At 46.0% G+C, this 19,626-nt stretch carries 13 protein-coding genes; 8 read left to right on the forward strand and 5 right to left on the reverse strand.

Annotation, left to right across the window (positions count from 1 at the left end; translation table 11 throughout):
• The first annotated feature begins 8 nt into the window (after nt 1-8).
• The 8 genes from HMPREF9447_RS06615 (at nt 9) to HMPREF9447_RS06650 (ending at nt 10,720) form a co-directional block, all read left to right on the forward strand.
• Complete coding sequence (locus tag HMPREF9447_RS06615) at nt 9-2,420, forward strand: TonB-dependent receptor (RefSeq protein ID WP_009128926.1); 2,412 nt, start codon at nt 9-11, stop codon at nt 2,418-2,420.
• Nucleotides 2,421-2,564: 144 nt separating this feature from the next.
• Nucleotides 2,565-2,975, forward strand: coding sequence for a methylmalonyl-CoA epimerase (gene mce / locus HMPREF9447_RS06620; protein ID WP_007212904.1), 411 nt, complete (start codon nt 2,565-2,567; stop codon nt 2,973-2,975).
• A 114-nt stretch (nt 2,976-3,089) separates the two neighbouring features.
• Nucleotides 3,090-4,643, forward strand: a complete 1,554-nt coding sequence (locus HMPREF9447_RS06625) for an acyl-CoA carboxylase subunit beta (protein WP_009128927.1) — start codon at nt 3,090-3,092, stop codon at nt 4,641-4,643.
• 32 nt (nt 4,644-4,675) lie between these two features.
• The gene (locus HMPREF9447_RS06630; protein ID WP_009128928.1) at nt 4,676-5,608 is read left to right on the forward strand and encodes an OadG family transporter subunit; all 933 of its coding nucleotides are present in this window, start codon (nt 4,676-4,678) and stop codon (nt 5,606-5,608) included.
• 22 nt (nt 5,609-5,630) lie between these two features.
• The gene (locus HMPREF9447_RS06635) at nt 5,631-6,059 is read left to right on the forward strand and encodes an acetyl-CoA carboxylase biotin carboxyl carrier protein (RefSeq protein ID WP_009128929.1); all 429 of its coding nucleotides are present in this window, start codon (nt 5,631-5,633) and stop codon (nt 6,057-6,059) included.
• Nucleotide 6,060: 1 nt separating this feature from the next.
• Nucleotides 6,061-7,221, forward strand: coding sequence for a sodium ion-translocating decarboxylase subunit beta (locus HMPREF9447_RS06640; RefSeq protein WP_009128930.1), 1,161 nt, complete (start codon nt 6,061-6,063; stop codon nt 7,219-7,221).
• A 188-nt stretch (nt 7,222-7,409) separates the two neighbouring features.
• A complete protein-coding gene (locus HMPREF9447_RS06645) occupies nt 7,410-8,747 on the forward strand; it encodes a tetratricopeptide repeat protein (protein WP_009128931.1) in 1,338 nt (445 codons plus the stop codon).
• A 122-nt stretch (nt 8,748-8,869) separates the two neighbouring features.
• Complete coding sequence (locus HMPREF9447_RS06650; protein ID WP_009128932.1) at nt 8,870-10,720, forward strand: glycoside hydrolase family 13 protein; 1,851 nt, start codon at nt 8,870-8,872, stop codon at nt 10,718-10,720.
• Between the two features lie 81 nt (nt 10,721-10,801).
• On the opposite strand, the gene HMPREF9447_RS06655 is transcribed toward HMPREF9447_RS06650, so the two are convergent.
• From HMPREF9447_RS06655 to HMPREF9447_RS06675, 5 genes are read right to left on the reverse strand one after another with little or no spacing between them, the layout of a single operon-like run.
• Nucleotides 10,802-12,094, reverse strand: a complete 1,293-nt coding sequence (locus HMPREF9447_RS06655; RefSeq protein WP_009128933.1) for an ATP-binding protein — start codon at nt 12,092-12,094, stop codon at nt 10,802-10,804.
• Nucleotides 12,095-12,104: 10 nt separating this feature from the next.
• Entirely contained in the window at nt 12,105-12,653 is a 549-nt protein-coding gene (locus HMPREF9447_RS06660) for an eCIS core domain-containing protein (protein WP_009128934.1), read from the reverse strand.
• A gap of 58 nt (nt 12,654-12,711) precedes the next feature.
• Nucleotides 12,712-16,590, reverse strand: coding sequence for a contractile injection system tape measure protein (locus HMPREF9447_RS06665; protein WP_009128935.1), 3,879 nt, complete (start codon nt 16,588-16,590; stop codon nt 12,712-12,714).
• Entirely contained in the window at nt 16,577-18,877 is a 2,301-nt protein-coding gene (locus tag HMPREF9447_RS06670) for a hypothetical protein (protein WP_009128936.1), read from the reverse strand. The genes HMPREF9447_RS06665 and HMPREF9447_RS06670 overlap by 14 nt, the downstream gene beginning before the upstream one ends.
• 50 nt (nt 18,878-18,927) lie before the next feature.
• Nucleotides 18,928-19,626 (reverse strand): hypothetical protein, encoded by a 699-nt coding sequence (locus HMPREF9447_RS06675; RefSeq protein WP_009128937.1) that lies wholly within the window; start codon nt 19,624-19,626, stop codon nt 18,928-18,930.

Raw genomic sequence — 19,626 nt, forward strand, 5'->3', positions numbered from 1 at the left:
GATAAGTTATGAAGCATTTTTGGTTACTGACAGCTATTATCCTGATGTCCTCTGCGCCTGTCTTTGCTCAAAACACGGTAAAGATAGGCGGAACGATTACAGACGAAAACGGCAATCCGATTGAATTGGCAACAATACGATTGGAGGGGACCGCTATTGGCACAGTCAGCAACCTGAAAGGACGGTATTCACTGAAGTTTGAAAGCAGGGATAGTGTAACGGTTATCTTCTCCATGCTGGGATATCAGACCCGGAAACGGAAACTGGTAAGTCCGAAAGGTAACATCAGCCTGAACATAATCTTGCCACCGATGAATTTTGAACTGGGTGAAGTAAGCGTAACGGAACGGCGACGGCAAACAGGAACCATCCAACAGATAGAAACCAAACAGAACCGCCTGGCACCGGATGCCTCGGGTGGGAGCATAGAATCCGTGATTGCCACGCAAGCCGGAGTGAGTAGCAACAACGAACTCAGTTCGCAGTACAACGTGCGTGGCGGTAGTTTCGACGAGAACATGGTGTATGTGAATGGAATTGAAATATACCGCCCGCTCCTCATCCGTTCTGGTCAACAGGAAGGATTGAGTTTCATCAACCCCGATATGATGCAGTCCGTAGGTTTCTCAACAGGAGGATATGAAGCGAAGTACGGAGATAAAATGTCGTCCGTGCTTGATATCACTTATAAGAAACCCGAACGTCTGGAAGGCAGTGCTTCCGTCAGTTTGCTGGGAGCTTCAGCCTATGTAGGAATTGCCGGGAAGAAATTAACCTGGACCAATGGTATCCGCTACAAAACCAACCAATACCTGCTCGGAACACTGGATACGAAAGGAGAATATGACCCGCGCTACATCGACTATCAGACCTATCTGAACTGGACACCCTCGAAGCGTTGGGAAGTAGGTGTCATCGGAAACATCTCGGAGAATCGCTACAATTTCCAGCCGGAAGACCGCTACACCCGTTTCGGGACACTGAGCAACGTACGGGAGTTTAAAGTTTATTTTGAGGGACAGGAGAAAGATTTGTTCCGCACTCTGTTCGGCACTGCATATACCACCTATCATCTGAACGAACAGAACAGCATCACCCTGCAAGCTTCTGCTTTCCACACCAAAGAACAGGAAACGTACGACATCACCGGGCAATATTGGTTGAACGCCTTGGACGGCGGCCTCCAGACAGACGGAAACACCAGCGAAGATGAAACTTCCGAAACCATCGGCGTAGGCACCTATATGGAGCATGCCCGCAATTATCTCACTGCAGACGTACAAAGTTATTCACTCATCGGACGGCACCGGCTGAAAAGCCACTCCCTGCAATGGGGCGCAGAGTTCAAGCGGGAACGCATCAAAGACCGGATGCGCGAATGGGAAATGCGCGACTCTGCCGGATACTCCATGCCTCACACCCCCGAAGGGCCGGAACTTTTCTACACTCTCCGCTCCCGCAATGAAACGGACAGCAAAAGATATAGTTTCTATTTGCAAGACACCTACCGCTTCCGCTCCACCGCCGGACTATTTACTCTGACCGCCGGTGTGCGCGGTAGTTACTGGGACTGGAACAAGGAGTTCATTTTTAGTCCCCGCGCTTCCCTGGCACTCATCCCGTCATTCAACGAAAACTTCACCTTGAGAGTTGCGGCAGGAGTTTATTATCAGGCGCCCTTCTATAAAGAGTTCCGCGACACCACCCAGATAGATGGCGTAGCCACCGTGTCGCTGAACCGTGATATTCGTTCGCAGCGCTCCCTGCACTTCGTAGCAGGTGGAGACTATAACTTCCGTGCCATGAACCGCCCGTTCCGCTTTTCGATGGAAATGTATTATAAAGCTCTTAGCAATCTCATTCCCTATAATATAGACAATGTGCGCATCAGTTATTATGGATGCAATATTTCCAAAGGTTACGCCACAGGCATCGATATGAAACTGTTCGGCGAGTTCGTCCCCGGAACAGACTCTTGGCTGACTTTCTCCCTGATGAAAACTGAAGAGAAAATAAACGGACAATGGCTCCCCCGTCCCACCGACCAGCGCTACCGTCTTTCACTCTATTTTACGGACTATTTTCCGGGCAGTCGCAAGTGGAAAATGAATCTGAAAGGTACCCTTGCGGGAGGTCTTCCCTTCGGTCCTCCACATAGCGGGCGCGAAGCCGCTGTGTTCCGCACATCGCCCTATCGCCGCGTAGATATAGGTATGTCCCGCTGCCTTATCGACCGTAGCGAACGGGAAAATCCACGCGGTATCCGCAGCCTCTGGTTGGGCATTGATATTTTCAATTTGCTAAATATCAGCAACGTCAACTCCTATTATTGGGTAACAGATACCCGAAATAACCAGTTTGCAGTACCCAATTACCTGACATCTCGTCAGATTAATGTCCGACTGTTGCTCGACTTCTGAACAGAAGTCTAAAAAAACCTTTCTAAACTTCAAATATCCAATAATTAATTGACGAAAAATTTCTCTATTAAGGAAGAAATCTCTTTCTTTGTGCTGTTTTATGCCTTTGATTAAGACATTATACCAACATTAATAAATATAGTTATGAAGATTTCACACATTGAGCATCTGGGCATTGCTGTTAAGAGCATTGAAGAAGCCCTGCCGTATTACGAGAACGTATTAGGTCTGAAGTGCTACAACATCGAAACTGTAGAAGACCAGAAAGTTAAAACCGCTTTCCTGAAAGTTGGTGACACTAAAATCGAACTTCTCGAACCGACCTCTCCCGAAAGTACTATTGCTAAGTTCATCGAGAACAAAGGTGCAGGCGTTCATCACGTGGCATTTGCTATCGAAGATGGTGTAGCAAACGCATTAGCTGAAGTAGAAGCTGCAGGCGTTCGCTTAATCGACAAGGCTCCGCGCAAAGGTGCTGAAGGTCTGAACATTGCTTTCTTACACCCGAAATCAACACTGGGCGTATTGACAGAACTTTGCGAAAAGCCGGAATAATATGCATTAATTACGAAATTAGGAATGACGGATTACTTATTTTACAGGCAGTTCGTCATTTGTGATTCATAATTCACAATAAAAAAATAGTATTAACCCATTATATTTAATAAAATGAGTAATCAACTTGAAAAGATTAAAGAGCTTATAGATCGCCGCACAGCTGCACGTCTGGGTGGTGGTGAAAAAGCGATTGCCAAACAGCATGAGAAAGGTAAATATACAGCTCGTGAGCGCATAGCCATGCTTCTCGACGAAGGTAGTTTCGAAGAAATGGATATGTTTGTAGAGCACAGATGTACCAACTTCGGTATGGAAAAGAAACACTATCCTGGTGATGGTGTTGTTACCGGTTGTGGTACTATCGACGGTCGTTTGGTTTATCTGTTCGCACAGGACTTTACAGTTTCTGCCGGTTCTTTGTCTGAAACGATGTCTCTGAAGATCTGTAAGATTATGGATCAGGCAATGAAAATGGGTGCTCCTTGTATCGGTATCAACGACTCGGGTGGTGCACGTATCCAGGAAGGTATCAATGCTTTGGCAGGTTATGCTGAAATCTTCCAGCGCAATATCCTGGCATCAGGTGTTATCCCGCAGATTTCGGGTATCTTCGGTCCTTGTGCCGGTGGTGCTGTTTATTCTCCTGCACTGACTGACTTCACGTTGATGATGGAAGGTACTTCTTATATGTTCCTTACCGGTCCGAAGGTGGTTAAGACTGTAACGGGTGAAGACGTAACTCAGGAAAACCTGGGTGGCGCAAGTGTTCACTCTACCAAATCAGGTGTAACTCACTTCACTGCCAAGACTGAAGAAGAAGGTTTGGCTTTGCTGCGTAAACTGTTGAGCTACATTCCTCAGAACAACCTGGAGGAAGCTCCTTACGTAGATTGCACTGATCCTATCGACCGTCTGGAAGATTCTCTGAATGAAATCATCCCCGATAGCCCGAACAAGCCGTACGACATGTACGAAGTAATTGCTGCTATCGTTGACAACGGTGAGTTCCTCGAAGTTCAGAAAGATTACTCAAAAAATATTATTATCGGTTTCGCACGTTTCAACGGACAGTCCGTAGGTATCGTTGCCAACCAGCCGAAGTATCTGGCAGGTGTGCTCGATAGCAACGCATCCCGTAAGGGTGGTCGCTTCGTTCGTTTCTGCGATGCTTTCAATATTCCTATCGTTTCATTGGTAGACGTTCCAGGATTCCTTCCGGGAACAGGCCAGGAATACAATGGCGTAATTCTGCACGGTGCCAAGTTGCTGTACGCTTACGGTGAGGCTACTGTACCTAAGGTAACAGTTACATTGCGTAAGTCTTACGGTGGTTCACACATCGTAATGAGCTGTAAGCAACTCCGCGGTGACATGAACTACGCATGGCCTACTGCTGAAATCGCTGTAATGGGTGGCGCCGGTGCCGTTGAGGTATTGTATGCCCGCGAAGCTAAGGAACAGGAAAATCCTGCTCAATTCCTGGCAGAAAAAGAAGCTGAATACACCAAGCTGTTTGCTAATCCTTACAATGCAGCCAAGTATGGCTACATCGATGATGTGATTGAACCACGTAACACACGTTTCCGCATTATCCGCGCCTTGCAACAGTTGCAGACTAAGAAATTGACTAACCCGGCTAAGAAGCATGGTAATATTCCTTTGTAATCAGGCTTTTAACACTAAAAACAAGAACGATTATGAATAAAACAAAAATCGGAATATTCTTTACCTTGCTGCTGGTGTTAGGTGTATGCTCTTCCTGCGGAGAGAAGAAATCGAACAATAAGCTGGTGCTGAATGAAGTGCTGATTACCAACGAAGGTAATTATCAGGACGACTACGGCTTGCACAGCGCATGGATTGAAATATTCAACAGATCATATGGTAGTGCTGACCTCGCAGGTTGCTATCTGAAAGCCAGTAGTCAACCGGGAGATACTGCCAGCTATTTTATCCCTAAAGGTGATGTCCTGACTTTGGTAAAACCTCGTCAGCATTCATTATTTTGGGCCGATGGAGAAGCAAGACGTGGTACATTCCACACGAACTTCACACTGAATCCGGAAACACAGAACTGGATTGGTTTATATGATTCAGGACGCAATTTATTGGATCAGATAACCATACCGGCAGGCGCATTACAAGCTAACCAGTCTTATGCCCGCGTAAGTGATGCGGCCGAAAAATGGGAAGTTAAAGACGGTAGTGCAGAAAAATACGTAACTCCGAGTACCAACAACAAAACTATCGACAGCAATGCTAAGATGGAGAAATTCGAAGAGCATGATAGCAACGGTATCGGTATGTCTATTTCTGCCATGAGTGTAGTATTTTGCGGGTTGATCCTACTTTATATTTCCTTCAAAATTGTCGGTAGAGTGTCCGTTAACCTCAGCAAACGTAATGCAATGAAGGCTAAAGGTATTACTGACAAACAGGAAGCTAAAGAAAAGAAACTGGGCGAAGCTCCGGGAGAGATATTTGCTGCTATTGCCATGGCTATGCACGAGATGCAAAGCGATGTACACGATGTGGAAGACACCGTTCTTACTATCACCCGTGTGAAACGCAGCTATTCACCATGGAGTTCGAAGATTTACACATTGCGTGAAACTCCTCTGAAAAAGTAATCACCTATAAATTGATAAAACGATGAAAGAATATAAATATAAAATCAACGGTAATACATATAAAGTTACCATTGGAGATATCGACGAAAATATCGCTCATGTAGAAGTGAACGGTACCCCTTATAAGGTAGAGATGGAAAAGGCACCGAAAGTGGTTGTTAAACCGGTAACACGTCCTACCACTCCGGCTCCGGCTCCGGCAACTCCGGTAGTGAAACCGGCTGCCGCTTCTACCGGCAAGTCGGGTGTTAAATCACCGCTTCCCGGTGTTATCCTCGACATCAAAGTCAATGTGGGGGATACTGTGAAGAGGGGACAGACCATTATTATCCTTGAGGCTATGAAAATGGAGAACAATATCAATGCCGACAAAGACGGTAAAATCACTGCAATCAACGTAAGTAAGGGAGATTCCGTTCTCGAAGGTAATGACCTTGTAATTATTGAATAATATGGGAGAATTTATCACATTTATAGGAAACAACCTTGCCGACTTCTGGACGTACACGGGCTTTGCCAATGCAACGGTGGGCCACGTCGTTATGATCTTGGTAGGTTTGTTCTTCATATACTTGGCGGTAGCCAAGGAATTTGAACCAATGCTGCTGATTCCTATCGGATTCGGTATGCTGATCGGTAATATTCCTTTCAACATGGAAGCCGGACTGAAAGTTGGTATCTATGAGGAAGGTTCTGTACTCAACATCTTATATCAGGGAGTGACCTCCGGTTGGTATCCGCCGCTCATCTTCTTAGGCATTGGTGCTATGACGGACTTCTCGTCTCTGATATCCAATCCTAAGTTGTTACTAATCGGTGCTGCTGCTCAGTTTGGTATCTTCGGTGCTTATATGATTGCTTTGGAAATTGGTTTCGACCCCATGCAAGCTGGTGCCATCGGTATTATCGGTGGTGCTGACGGTCCGACCGCCATCTTCCTTTCATCCAAGCTGGCTCCTAACCTGATGGGTGCGATTGCGGTATCAGCCTATTCATATATGGCATTGGTACCGGTAATACAGCCGCCTATCATGCGTCTGTTGACTAATAAGCACGAACGCTTGATCCGTATGAAACCGCCGCGCGTAGTTTCTCACACGGAGAAAGTGATTTTCCCGATTATCGGTTTGTTGCTGACTTGTTTCCTCGTTCCGTCAGGTTTGCCTCTGTTGGGTATGCTATTCTTTGGTAACCTGTTGAAGGAAAGTGGTGTAACCCGTCGTTTGGCTGAAACTGCCCGTGGTCCGCTAATTGATACAATTACTATTCTGTTAGGTTTGACGGTAGGTGCATCTACTCAGGCTTCTGAGTTCCTGACGCTTGACTCAATCAAAATCTTCGGTCTGGGTGCGTTGTCATTCGTCATTGCTACCGCTTCCGGTGTAATCTTCGTGAAGATATTCAACTGCTTCCTGAAGAAAGACAATAAGATTAACCCGTTGATCGGTAACGCAGGTGTATCTGCCGTACCTGACTCGGCACGTATCTCTCAGGTAGTAGGTCTGGAATATGATCCTACTAACTACCTGCTGATGCACGCCATGGGTCCGAACGTTGCAGGTGTAATCGGTTCAGCAGTAGCTGCCGGTATCTTGCTGGGATTCTTGATGTAAAAGATATGTATGTATTTTGAGTTGCATCTCTGCGGCTCATTTTACTCAGTTTATTGTAGCGCTCCTTCGAAAGAAGGGGCGCTACTTTTATTAGTTAATCTATCTAAAAGCCACTACGAATATTTCGTAAAGTAAATCTTTTTAGTAACTTGCACCCGGTTAAGCAATACTTAAAAGATAAAAAGACTATGCGAAAACTCTTCATTCTACTCTTTTTCAGTGCTTCTTCATTGCTGATGGCACAGAATACAAATCCTATTCAGGAGGCGATGGCAAACTACGATTACGAAACAGCCTTGAAGCTTATGGAACAGGAAACGCCAACAGTTCCACTACTCTACCAGAAAGGGAGGGCATTGAAAGGATTGGGATACAATGACAAAGCCTTGCTTGTATTCCAGGAAATTATAGAGCAAGATTCACTCACCCCGCGCGCTTATATTGAAGCCGCCGAGTGCTGCAAGTCCATCGCCAAACAAAGGGAGGCGCTGGATTACTACCAGAGTGCGCTCAATCTTAATCCGGACAATAAATATGTGCGAATACAGTACATCAGCCTGCTGCTGAACATGAAAAGAGATCGTGATGCCCTGAGGGAAAGCAATTTGCTGGCAGCACAAGACAGTTCTGCTTTTGTACTGCATCTGAGGGCGGAGAGTATGTCGCGCGTCTGCGACAATTCTGATGTACACCTTGTCATAGAAGCCTATCAGGACATACAGGAGAGGTATCCCAAAGACTACATGGCACCCGCCATATTAGGAAATATATACATAGCCGCCCGCCAGTTTGATGAAGCTATAGGAACTACCGAGAAATACCGTTGTTTAGATAGCACCAACATTCTCGTAAACCGAGTCAACGCACAGGCTTATTGTATGAATAAGTATTATCCGGAGGCCATAGAGCGATACAATTATCTCCTGCAAAACGGTGACAGTACATTCCTGACTTGCTTGTATGCAGGAATCAGCCACTATGCTACCGAAGACTTTTACGTAGCAAGGGATTTGCTGAAGAAGGCGGTGAAAGAGGACGGTTCGAATGTAAATGCGCACTATTACCTGGGACGCGCCTGCTCTAAAACCCCTTGGACGAAAGAGGGCGTATTGCATCTGGAAACCGCCATCAATCTGACCATTCCCAGTGATAGCACTATAGTACCACTTTACACTGGCCTGGCCGACTGCTACAAGATGGCAAACATGTATAAAGAGCAAGCCGATATTCTATTAGAACAATATGAAAGGTATGATAAGAATAAACATAAACTGCTATATGATGCTGCTTACGTTTACTATTATAGCCTGAAAAACACTCCCAAAGCCGAGCAGTGTCTGAAAGCCTACCTGAAAACCCGGCCGAAGAATAATGATAAACTGCAAGAAGTAGACGCAGACGGTGTACCTATCATCGGGGAGAACAACAGATATAATGCTGCCGAAGCCTGGCTGAAAGATATTCAGGAAAAGAAGAAAGTGAATGATTTCTTTCAGGGGAAAGGCTCAGGAACGCAAGGAAAATGACAACTTACTGAAAACGTTTGCATAACATAATAAAGTATATAGTAGCGGAGGGGCAACAGCTTTCTCCGCTATTTGCGTATATTAGCACAGAAATACGGATATAATAACGTAAAACTAATATCATGAAAAGATTATTCCTTATCCTGGGAACGTTTTTACTTTCCCTAAGTACGTATGCAGCTATGAACGTAAACAAAATCGATCCTCCGTTTTGGTACACCGGAATGCAGAATCCCGAACTTCAGCTTATGGTCTACGGTGAAGACATCGGCAACTCTGCTGTTGCTGTCGATTACCCCGGCATTTCACTGAGCAGCACTGTCAAGTTGGAAAGCCCCAACTACCTGATTGTCTACCTGAGACTGGAGAAAGATGTGAAACCCGGCAAAGTAACTCTTACCTTCGCACAAGGCAAAAAGAAAATCGTAAAAGAGTATGAACTGAAAGCACGCGGCAAAAAGAGTTGCGAACACAAAGGTTTCGATGCTTCCGACGCTCTCTACCTGTTGATGCCCGACCGTTTTGCCAATGGTAATCCAGAGAATGACCAGATTCCCGGTATGGCCGAATATAAGGTAGACCGAAATGATCCGAACGCCCGGCATGGTGGTGATCTTGCAGGTATCGAGCAACATCTGGATTATTTCTCCGACCTCGGTGTGACTGCCCTTTGGTTCACTCCGGTACTGGAAAATAACATGACCGGCGGTTCTTACCACGGCTATGCCACCACCGACTATTATAAAGTAGACCCACGTTTCGGCACTAACGAAGAATACCGACAACTGATTTCCAAATGCCATGATCGCGACATCAAGGTAGTAATGGATATGATCTTCAACCACTGCGGTGTAGAACATCCATGGATTAAAGATATGCCGTCTAAAGACTGGTTCAACAATCCCGATCATGAAAAGAACTTTGTGCAGACTTCTTTCAAACTGACTCCGCACGTTGACCCGTATACTTCCCAATACGATTTTGAACAAATGAACGACGGATGGTTCGTTACTGCTATGCCGGACCTTAACCAAAAGAATCCGCACGTATATCGCTACTTGGTTCAGAACAGTTTCTGGTGGATTGAGTACGCCAACATTGATGGCATCCGCATGGACACTTATCCGTATGCTGACTATGACGCCATGAGCAACTGGATGAAAGAGTTGAATGAAGAATACCCCAACTACAACACTGTAGGTGAAACCTGGGTGACCGAACCAGCTTATACCGCCTGGTGGCAAATGGATTCCAAGCTCTCTGCACCAAAGAACAGTAACCTGAAAACCGTTATGGACTTCAGTTTCTACGATAAGATCAATATTGCCAAAACCGAACAAACAGAAACATGGTTCAAAGGTCTAGACCGCGTATACAACAGTTTCGTGTACGACTTCCTCTACCCTAACCCGGCTTCCGTATTGGCATTCATCGAAAATCATGATACTGACCGCTATCTGGGTGAAGGTGACAATCTGCCGATGCTAAAACAAGCTTCTACCCTGTTGCTTACCACTCGTCGCATCCCTCAACTTTACTATGGCACGGAAATCATGATGAACGGTGTTAAGAGCAAAAGCGATGGTTATGTTCGCAAAGACTTCCCCGGCGGATGGTCTGACGACAAAGCAACTGCACTGACCGCAGAAGGACGTAGCCAAATCCAGAACGATTGCTATAACTTCTATAAAACTTTGCTGAACTGGCGTAAAGGAAACGATGTCATAGCCAAAGGTAGCATGGTACAATTCATGGTACAGAATGGCGTTTACGCCTATGCCCGCCAGCACGAAGGAAAGACTGTGTTCGTAATGCTGAACGGTACAGATGCTGAAACCACCGTTCCTTTGAAATACTACAAAGAAGTACTGAAAGATACAAAACAAGGAAAAGATATTCTCAGCGGAAAAGCTGTTTCATTCGGCGAATCGTTGACTATGGGACCGAGAGAATCACTGGTGATTGAGTTATAAATCATTTATTACCGATAATAAAAGGGCGTAGAGAGGTAACCTAAACTCTACGCCCTTTCTTATGCCTTTCCTTTTGTACGGTCACCCTTTCAGCTTTTCTTTCTGCAAAGCCTCTTTCAATATCCTTTGATTCAATACTTTTTCCCTTGATTTAATTATATACAATGCGCATCGTCGCACCACGTTCGCAATAGAGCCGCCGGAAAGTTCGGTTTCAGCCGCCATAGCGATTAATTCATCCGCATCTTCACCCAGCCACATTCTGGGAAGCATCTTTCGCCACAGATCCGCACGTAGATCCATTGTCGGCATCGAAAAATAGACAGCCGATTGAAAACGGCGGGAGAAAGCTTCATCAATGTTGGAACGCAGGTTCGTTGCCAGGATTACCATACCAGGGAAATCCTCGATCCGTTGAAGCAGGTAAGCTACTTCCTGATTGGCATGACGGTCATTGGAAGTATTGGTGGAGGTACGTTTTCCGAACAATGCATCCGCCTCATCAAAGAAGAGAATCCAATTCCGGTTTTCAGCGAGGTCAAACACCCGGGCCAGATTCTTTTCCGTTTCCCCGATATACTTAGATACAATCATGGACAAGTCTATCCGATACACATCCATATTGTTCTTCTTGCCAAGTAACGTTGCCGCCAGTGTCTTTCCCGTGCCGGGAGGCCCGTAAAACAGTGAACGATACCCGACTTTCAGGAACCGGGACAGTCCCCAGTCTTCCATAATGATCTCTCCCGAGGAAATCCAGGTATTTATCTCTTCAAGTTCGGCCGCCACCTGATAGTCCAGCACCATATCCTCCCAGTCCAGTTCCGTGGTGATGCGTTTGGCAGGGAAGCTGATGTTATAATCGGGCTTATAATCTTTATCCAGCAGGACGCAACTCAGAAACTCTTCCGATACCCGCAATTGCCCGCTAAGAAATGGTTCTCCTTCTCCCGCACCTTCCAGACGGATGACGTTCTTCGCGTAGAACCAATGGTCTTTCTGGAAGAGTTTGATTACCTCTTTCCGCTTTTCCATATCTTCTCCGGCGAGGATAAAAGCAACCGTTTCTCCGGTAGGCAAGAAACCGCCATGTGACAGCCCTTTCCATCCCCCGAACTCAGTATATTGCCGGTCGAAGTTCTTATTCTGCACGAAGAAGATATCCAATATCTGCGGACAGACATGGGGCATCAAAGCCAACATAGTGACTATCCGCTCACCAAATGCTATGTCTGAGATACCGGTCACCCTTTCCAACCATCTGTTTGAAGGTGGCGCCACTTCTTCCAGCGAGGAATATTCACATTCCTGCTGGAAGTAAAGCTGGATGGAAGTAGTCAGAGCCTGATTGAACCAAGCGATATATTCGTTCATCCCTTTTTATTTATAGACTGTTAGCCCTTGCACCCATTACATCCGCCTCATGTTCCAAACCAACATTGTCATTTACCGGCATACCACCCACTTCCGTAGTTGGCTCCACGCGTCCCGACATTTGTTGGGCAACATGCCATGCCTCATGCGGCAAGTACCTTTCCTGCCCCGGTGCTACATGGATGTCAGTTCCTTGTGTATAGGCAAGAGCCTGCACGGTTGCCGGCTGGGATGAATTATAATGAACCTTTACATCATCCATTGAAAATCCGGACAGTTCTTCCACGCCTGTTTTGAGGTTATCCGGCAATCCGGTATCATTCGGTTTCTGCTGCATGGTGGTGTCCGCCTTCATCTGTGAGGCTTCGTCCTCGTCTTCCTCCACGCGTTGCATAGGGGGCTCGAACTTTCCTTGCAAGGTATCTCCTTCGTCATCGCTAATCCGCTGCAACAGTTGATTCACCGGACGGTTGTCCACAAATTGCAAAGCACCACTTCCGTCCTGCTTTTGCTGGATGATACGGGCTGTCTTTTCCTGATATAGTTTCTCTGTTTCCATACCTTATTCTGTTTATTATTATACATTTCATCGCAGTAATAAAAAACTCTTAAGACTCCTACATTTCATGCCAAAAAGCCTGTACATATTTCTGTAGCCACGGAAAACGTATCTGTCTGAATGACCAAGGAACGGAATCAAGCAATATGTCATACGCACGTTTTTCAACCGTCAGCAGCCATTTCTCATCCTGTTGTTCCAGCCGTCCGTCGCGCACGATGAAACTCAGTCTGAATCCATTAACCGAAGTACCGTTCATTTTGGACCAATTGGCTTTCACGCCTTCCATCAGACTGTCAGCCGCTTGCTTTTCTTCATTAGTCAGCTCTATCCGTTTCGGTAATGGGATATGCGCAGGCAGGGCCACAAGCAGACGGTTGAAAGCCAGTTCAGGCTCACGATACTCCTTTTCTTCCGGACATACCAGATATTGCAGCAGGAATACGGCACGAATTCTCGATACAGTGTCCTTGAAATTCCTTTTCTCTCCGTCTAAATACCCAAGCATGACGAACAGTCGCGGAAGCCAAGGCGAGAGCAGGCACAATCCGGCATTACCAATAAAGAGGACTTCGGGAGATTCCATCTGTTCTTCTGCCGATGAACAATCCTCTACTTTTGTAATTTTCAATTCTTCCTTAATGTTCTTTTCCATAATTTCTTTTTCTATTTTTGTTTTTGCTTGCAGGAAGGGAAGCGAGTGTATAAAAGAATATATCGTTTCTTCTCTGCTATTATAAATCCATTCTTCTGCACGGTTATTTATAAGACAAGTTGCCAATGCAGTTGACAGTTCTGACTCCTTTATCTGGTTATTATCAGATAACCAAGTCATAATCTGTTGCAACAGTTCTGCCCGTGATAGAGAAAAGTTTGCCAATATCCGCATCCACTCACTGATGTCCATCCACTCCAGCCACTTGTCCAAAGGCCAAATATTGCGTTCCACCGATCGACGGATATAATCAGACAACTCCTTCGGCTGGAAGCGAATATAACCGTGAAGCAATCTTCTCCTGATACTTTCCGGCAAAGTAGTATCTGTAATCCTTCCTATAGGCAAATAGATAGGATCTCTAACGAACAGACGAGAAATAAAATAATCCTCCATCTGCTCCGGCTGCCTTTCCATGATAGCAACAAGGGGTTCCTGTTCAGTTGCTATTCTGCCAGATAAGTCTACCCATTTTGCATCGTCCCGATAATCCGGTTTTCCCGTATAGACAAGATGCAGATACGACAGAAATTTAGAGAGCGTTTCGTTTTCCGTCAAAGTCCTTTCGCTTAATGTACCCTCATCCTGTATATAGAGTAGCAAAGCCTTAGACAAGGCGGTTGAAAGTAGCATATTGTTTCCGCTCAGGAATGTAAGCTTGTCCACCTTGCGTTGCAGCCATTCAACCGTTTTCGATAGAATTGATGCCTGGTGGAAATCTACCCGTACCATTCCCTGCAAGAGCTGGGAGGCAGATAAACAAGTAGTTGAGAGAAGTATCGCTTTGCTCTCTTGGGATTGCTTACGAAGCAAGCGAATCCACTCCCGTGGTTTCTCAACAGCCAGTTTCTGCAACAATTTCCGTTTGACATCTTCAGAAACAGCAGTGTCTTCCAGCCAATCAGTAAAGCCTTCATCAGTGTTCCAACGGCTTTCCAGCAGTGTTTGAACAACGTTCAAAATGTCCTCCGACTGATGTAGCCACTTTTTTAAATCCCGTCTGGGAGGATATTCTTTGCTTGATTGTGATAGCCCGGTATCCAGCAATAAGCCTAATGCCGTTTCCATATCATAATATAACGCATTTTCGGTTGCCCCTGCTTGTTCCCGCAAAATTAGGCTGATTACAGAGGGGATATTTTCTTCGCTGAATAACTCAGCAAGAAGAACAGGAAGCATTTGGGTTACCGTTCTTTTTGCTTCTATTTGCAATTGGGCTACTCTTGTCAACCATACAAGCAGTTGCACTTTTAGTCCCGATGTAGTATCCCGCAGATAGGTGGAAATATCAGATTCATGAATGACCAGCCAATAAAGCAATGACAACAGTTCTGTAATCCTATATGTGCCACTGACTCGTATAAGTAACTGCCTAATGATTTCTTCCAATGCGGGTTGGCCAATCAAATTGAGCATATCCTCTAACACCCCCTGCTCATGTAGCGACAGTACCACATCAGCATAATTTTCCTTATATTGTTCCAAAAATGAAGCGAGTATCCTGCGCTTTATCGGTTCAGGTACGTCTTTATCCGCCAATAGCGTTTTTAATCTTTTTATATGTGAGGCAAATGAAGACGTTTCCTTCTTCCCGATCAATTCGTTCCAGTCTTCTTCCAACAAATAGAATTCCATTGATAATCTTTCAAAATCCTCCTCCTTATCGCCACCCGTCATCTCTTGATAGATCAGACACAGTAACTGCCTGATACTTTCCGATTCCGACCGGGCAACGTGTCCGTTTCCTATCCATAGCAGAATTGATTTGCGAAGAACAAAGTTCAACCAGGATTCGCTTATTCCGCTTAGCCAACTGATTTCCGACGCATGGCTTCGCAGATAGTCTCTTACCTGCCCCACAACTTCCACAATTCTGAAAGAAACGGAAGCAAGCAGACGGTTTATAATAGCGTCATCAGCCATTTCAGTTATTACAGAAACCAAAGCAGAAACAGCAGCATCCCCCTTGATAATCTCTGTTTTCAGCCAATTCACTGTTATTTCCGGTTTTTCCTTTACCAGCAGCCTGAGCAGCATCCACTTGTTCGCATTACTGCGCTGGGTATCTTCCAGATAAGCTGTCAGTATTTCTGCAGATGCCGGATAGACTATCTTTTCTTTTCCAGAAACAGTTTCTTTTTTCTTCTCATCTTCCATTGCCGGCATTTTGAGTAGTGAAAGTTGCAAAAAAATACCATACAACTCCCTATTCAAATATCCGTCATACACAGGTGAACCATCTGCATGGTGCGGCTGAAGGTCATAAATAGCATTCAAGACTTCTATATAATAAGCCGAACCGAACACTTCGAGCAAGAAGCCCGTTGTCAGTTCCGCTTTAGAGAGATAAAAGGAGTAGTTCCGTTTATAAATAAACGTGAGCAGTCGGTGGTTCAGATGGTGAATAAAATTGCCCTTGCCGCCAAAAACAGCAAGCCCATTGAAAGGATAATATTTAACAAGCCATTCATACAGATAATGCCAGTATGGAGGCAAATCTACCTCAGCATGTTCTTCGGCTTCCGTTTCCATAATCCGGCGGACGGATAAGGTATTGAGCAGTTCCGCCATGTTGTGTAACCCTGCACTATCGGCAGTCTCGTGGATAAAACGCACGGGAATGCCGGGTTTCATTTCCAACATTATTTCCAGAAAGCGGCGTTTCTCGTGCAAGCCGAAGGTAAGTCCAGGGAGTACGACAGTACAGAGGTTGACAAGAGCCTTCTCATCATTCATATACCACAGCAGACGACGGAGCACATACTCCTTCTTAAGGCAGAGCTTTACAATCTCATCTGTATATGATATAGGTTGTGAAACCGCCCAGTCCAATTCTTCCGTCAAACTGAAATCACTGTCCGCCCATTCCACCTTCAGATAGCCATGTTCCAGATAGAACAGCAGATTAGCCAATCGGGAGGCATCCGTCCTTTTCTTTTCATCCGCTGTCTGCATACACCATGAAGGCATGACTCTCAGTAGTTCCTCCCTGAGTCGGCGTGGAAATTCCTGATAGAAATCATCTTCCGAAATACCACCCAGGTCCAAGTCAAGTTGTGTTATCTCATGCCAAACCTTATCCTTGTCGTAAGCCGAGAAACATTCTTCCACCACCTTTTCAAAACAGTTACGGCAGAAGTCTTCCCAGTCTGCATACAACCCGTGTACGAAATCTTCGCCGATAGCAGCAAACTCAAATGATATGCGATCAATAGTTATCATCTAATTTCTGTATTTCTATTGCCATTTTCAGCAGTTCGTACATGGCATCCAACAACTGTTTGCCGTAATCCCGGAGATCACTGTCGGCCAAAGTCCGCATCAATTGCCGGTAACACCCCTCAAACTTTCTCATAGCTCCTTCATCCAGCCAGTATATGTTTCCGGTCAAATGGGCGGGAATAATGGTCCGTAGCAACTCCCCACACTTCTCCCTGAAACGTGGCGTATGGAAACGCTGTGTCCATATCGGGAGTACCACCAGCAGACGGAAGGGGCGTTCCGGATCCGTCAATACAGGCTCTACCACGTAGATGGTTTCGCATTCCCGGTTCAGGTCACACAAGGTTCTCCGCAATATATTTGCAAGAGTGTTCAGTCGTTCCCAGCTATCGGCTCGTCCCAGATTGGTCCATCCACTCCGTTCTTGATTCTGGAACACCAGCATGTATTCGTCTTTCCCTGCCTTCACTATCTTGTAGTTGTCCAGACGGGTACCGCCACGGAACAAGTCGCCACTAATCCGGTTTTCGTTAAATATCGGTAGTTCCTGCCGCATCCGGTTGTATTCCTTACGTTTTTCCGCTTCATCTGCTGATAGTTCCTCATAATCCACCTCCATCACATTATCCAGTTCCAGTATCCGCTCGTCGATAAGCAAGGAGTCTATCCTGTCGAGCAAAGGCTTATCCGGCTTTTTCTCTATCAACTGCAAATTGTAGCTGGGGAGCACATTACTTACAGTATGCTCATCGCTTCCATTGATACCCAGCAGCAGGCAGAACCACTCCTTCACCGTGGGGGCGTTACCTTCACCGCCGGAGACAATGATATTCCTTGCCCTCGCCCTGTTTTTAGTCAAATCGGCTATATGGCGCAAGAAATTCATGCGACGCAGTAATGTACCTTCCTCTGTTTCGCCATAACTGTTCTGCTCAGACAACCATGCCGGATGGCTCTCCACACCGTACAGTTGGTCAAGAAAATCCAGATAGCGACTTTTCAGTGCAAGAATGTCACGTTTTCTGTCACTCTTCTCCATGAGGGTGACAAAGTCTTTGGCAAGCAGGGAAAGTAGACATGGCAGGTCCTCCACTTCTTTCAAGCCATCTACTATCACCTTGTCATACAGTTTCAGGTACGCCTCGAAGGAAGTAGGTATTTCCCTGTTCGGAGAGAGGCGATAGCACGCAGGGAATTCTCCGGCGATGGGTGTATGGAAAAAAACATCGCGGTATGTGCTTTCAGGGACACCCCAGTCATACTCTTTCTGTTCGCTCTTCTGCTCTCTGGTGCGGAGCCCGGTATAGTAAAAGGCTTTCAGATATTCCCTGAACCTCCTTATCTCCACTTTTTCTGTGGAGCGTCCACAGCGGATGTGTACCTTCAGTTCCTTTTCTTTCTTTGGGATTTTCAAGCTGAACCCTCCGGAAAAGTCAGTCAGCGGTTCTCCGTCCTTCATCAGGTAGCAAGTGCTGAACGACTGGATACCTTCTACCTGCCAAAGTTTTTTGTACAGTTCATATTCGGTGTTCTGCTGTCGGGGGATGATGACGCGTACAGCATCTTCCGACCCTTCCAGCCATTTCTCTGGCACAATCCTCAACAACTCGTCTTCGGACGACATACCGGAAGCAATCTGTTCTTTCGGTGTGGAGATATTTACTGCACCGGAAAGGTAATGCAGAATAGTCCAATAGATTTTTGCCAACACCACGGAAGCATCCTTTCCCGGCTCTATCTCGAATTCCGCATGGAACTCTAGTTCTTCGGGCTGCACTACAATGATCTCTCGAAGGTGTTCGCACAGATTTCGATGGCTATTGTACACCGCCTTGATCTGCTTCATCAACGTATTTTCGTCATTTTCGCCAAATGGCGGAAGAACAATTTTGATGGTATAGCTACCGGTTACTGCATCACATTCTACCCACACATTATCCAGTCCGGGGACGTGGGCGAAGAACAACTTGCGGTAGTCCTCCGCTGTGACGGGTGCAGTAGTATAGACCTCATTGGGAAGAAAGAGCCCAAAACGTTCCGGATTGAATATCCCGTCTTCCGCAGTCAGATAGTTCGCAAGACTGAAACTGAGCTTGTAGTCCATTTCCGCCAGCGTATAGTTGGCAATATCTGCCAGCGTCACACCAGGGTCATGGACATTGTAGTCTGTCCACACCTTTCCCGAAAGCCGCTGCACCTTCTTCAGCGTCTGTCTTTGCAGTCGAGCATAAAGGTTTTTACTTTCCGCCTGCTGCTTGATATAAGGTTGCTTCCCATCTCTCTCCATCTCCACCCGCTCTTATTTTTAATTTCTAATTCCCATTTTTTAATATTCAATTACCCCTTGTATATCTCCACAATCCGGCAATGCACCTCACCAGATGGCAGATGTCTCTTGCTGCACATTTGCAGGCAGGGATCGCCTTTTGTATCCAGCCAACGAAAACGGATACCACCCGCCCAACCCCACCAATGCTTCTGAGGCGATTCTATCCGTTGTTCCATCCGGTTCAGCCAGATGGCGGTGGCACGTGTCAGTTTACAAAGCCCTGTACCCTGTTCCCGGAAGGAAGCATAGATAAGATACACGCGACAACCGAAACCTTCGCGCGACGCATTCAGCGGCAGGGGGTGCCACTGCTTGTCAGCGGGAATGCTCAGGTAATCCTCCCCACCGGGAACAGGTTCTTCACCACCGCCTTCCACTGTCAGGCTTCCAGGCAGTACAATTGATTTGTCCTGTGCCGCATCAAACACCGTTTCACCTTTTTCGTTCTTTATCAGCAGATGCTTTTCAGACGTAACGGAAAGTGTCCATACAGGCGGTTTGTTTTCCTCTGTATAGAGTCCGATGTCCATACTGCCTGCCTGTGACGGGTAAAACGCCCACCCGGTGGCAGTTCTCACCATTTGCCCGTCTTCCACGAGATTTGACATGGAGTCTATCAGTTGGGCAAACTGTTCCTCTGTCGGCGTTTTGCCTTTTCTGAAGTATTCCTTCAGTGCATTTCTGTCTTTTCGGTTATTCCGTTCCAT

The sequence above is a fragment of the Bacteroides oleiciplenus YIT 12058 genome, from assembly GCF_000315485.1.
Taxonomy (GTDB): Bacteria; Bacteroidota; Bacteroidia; order Bacteroidales; family Bacteroidaceae; genus Bacteroides; species Bacteroides oleiciplenus.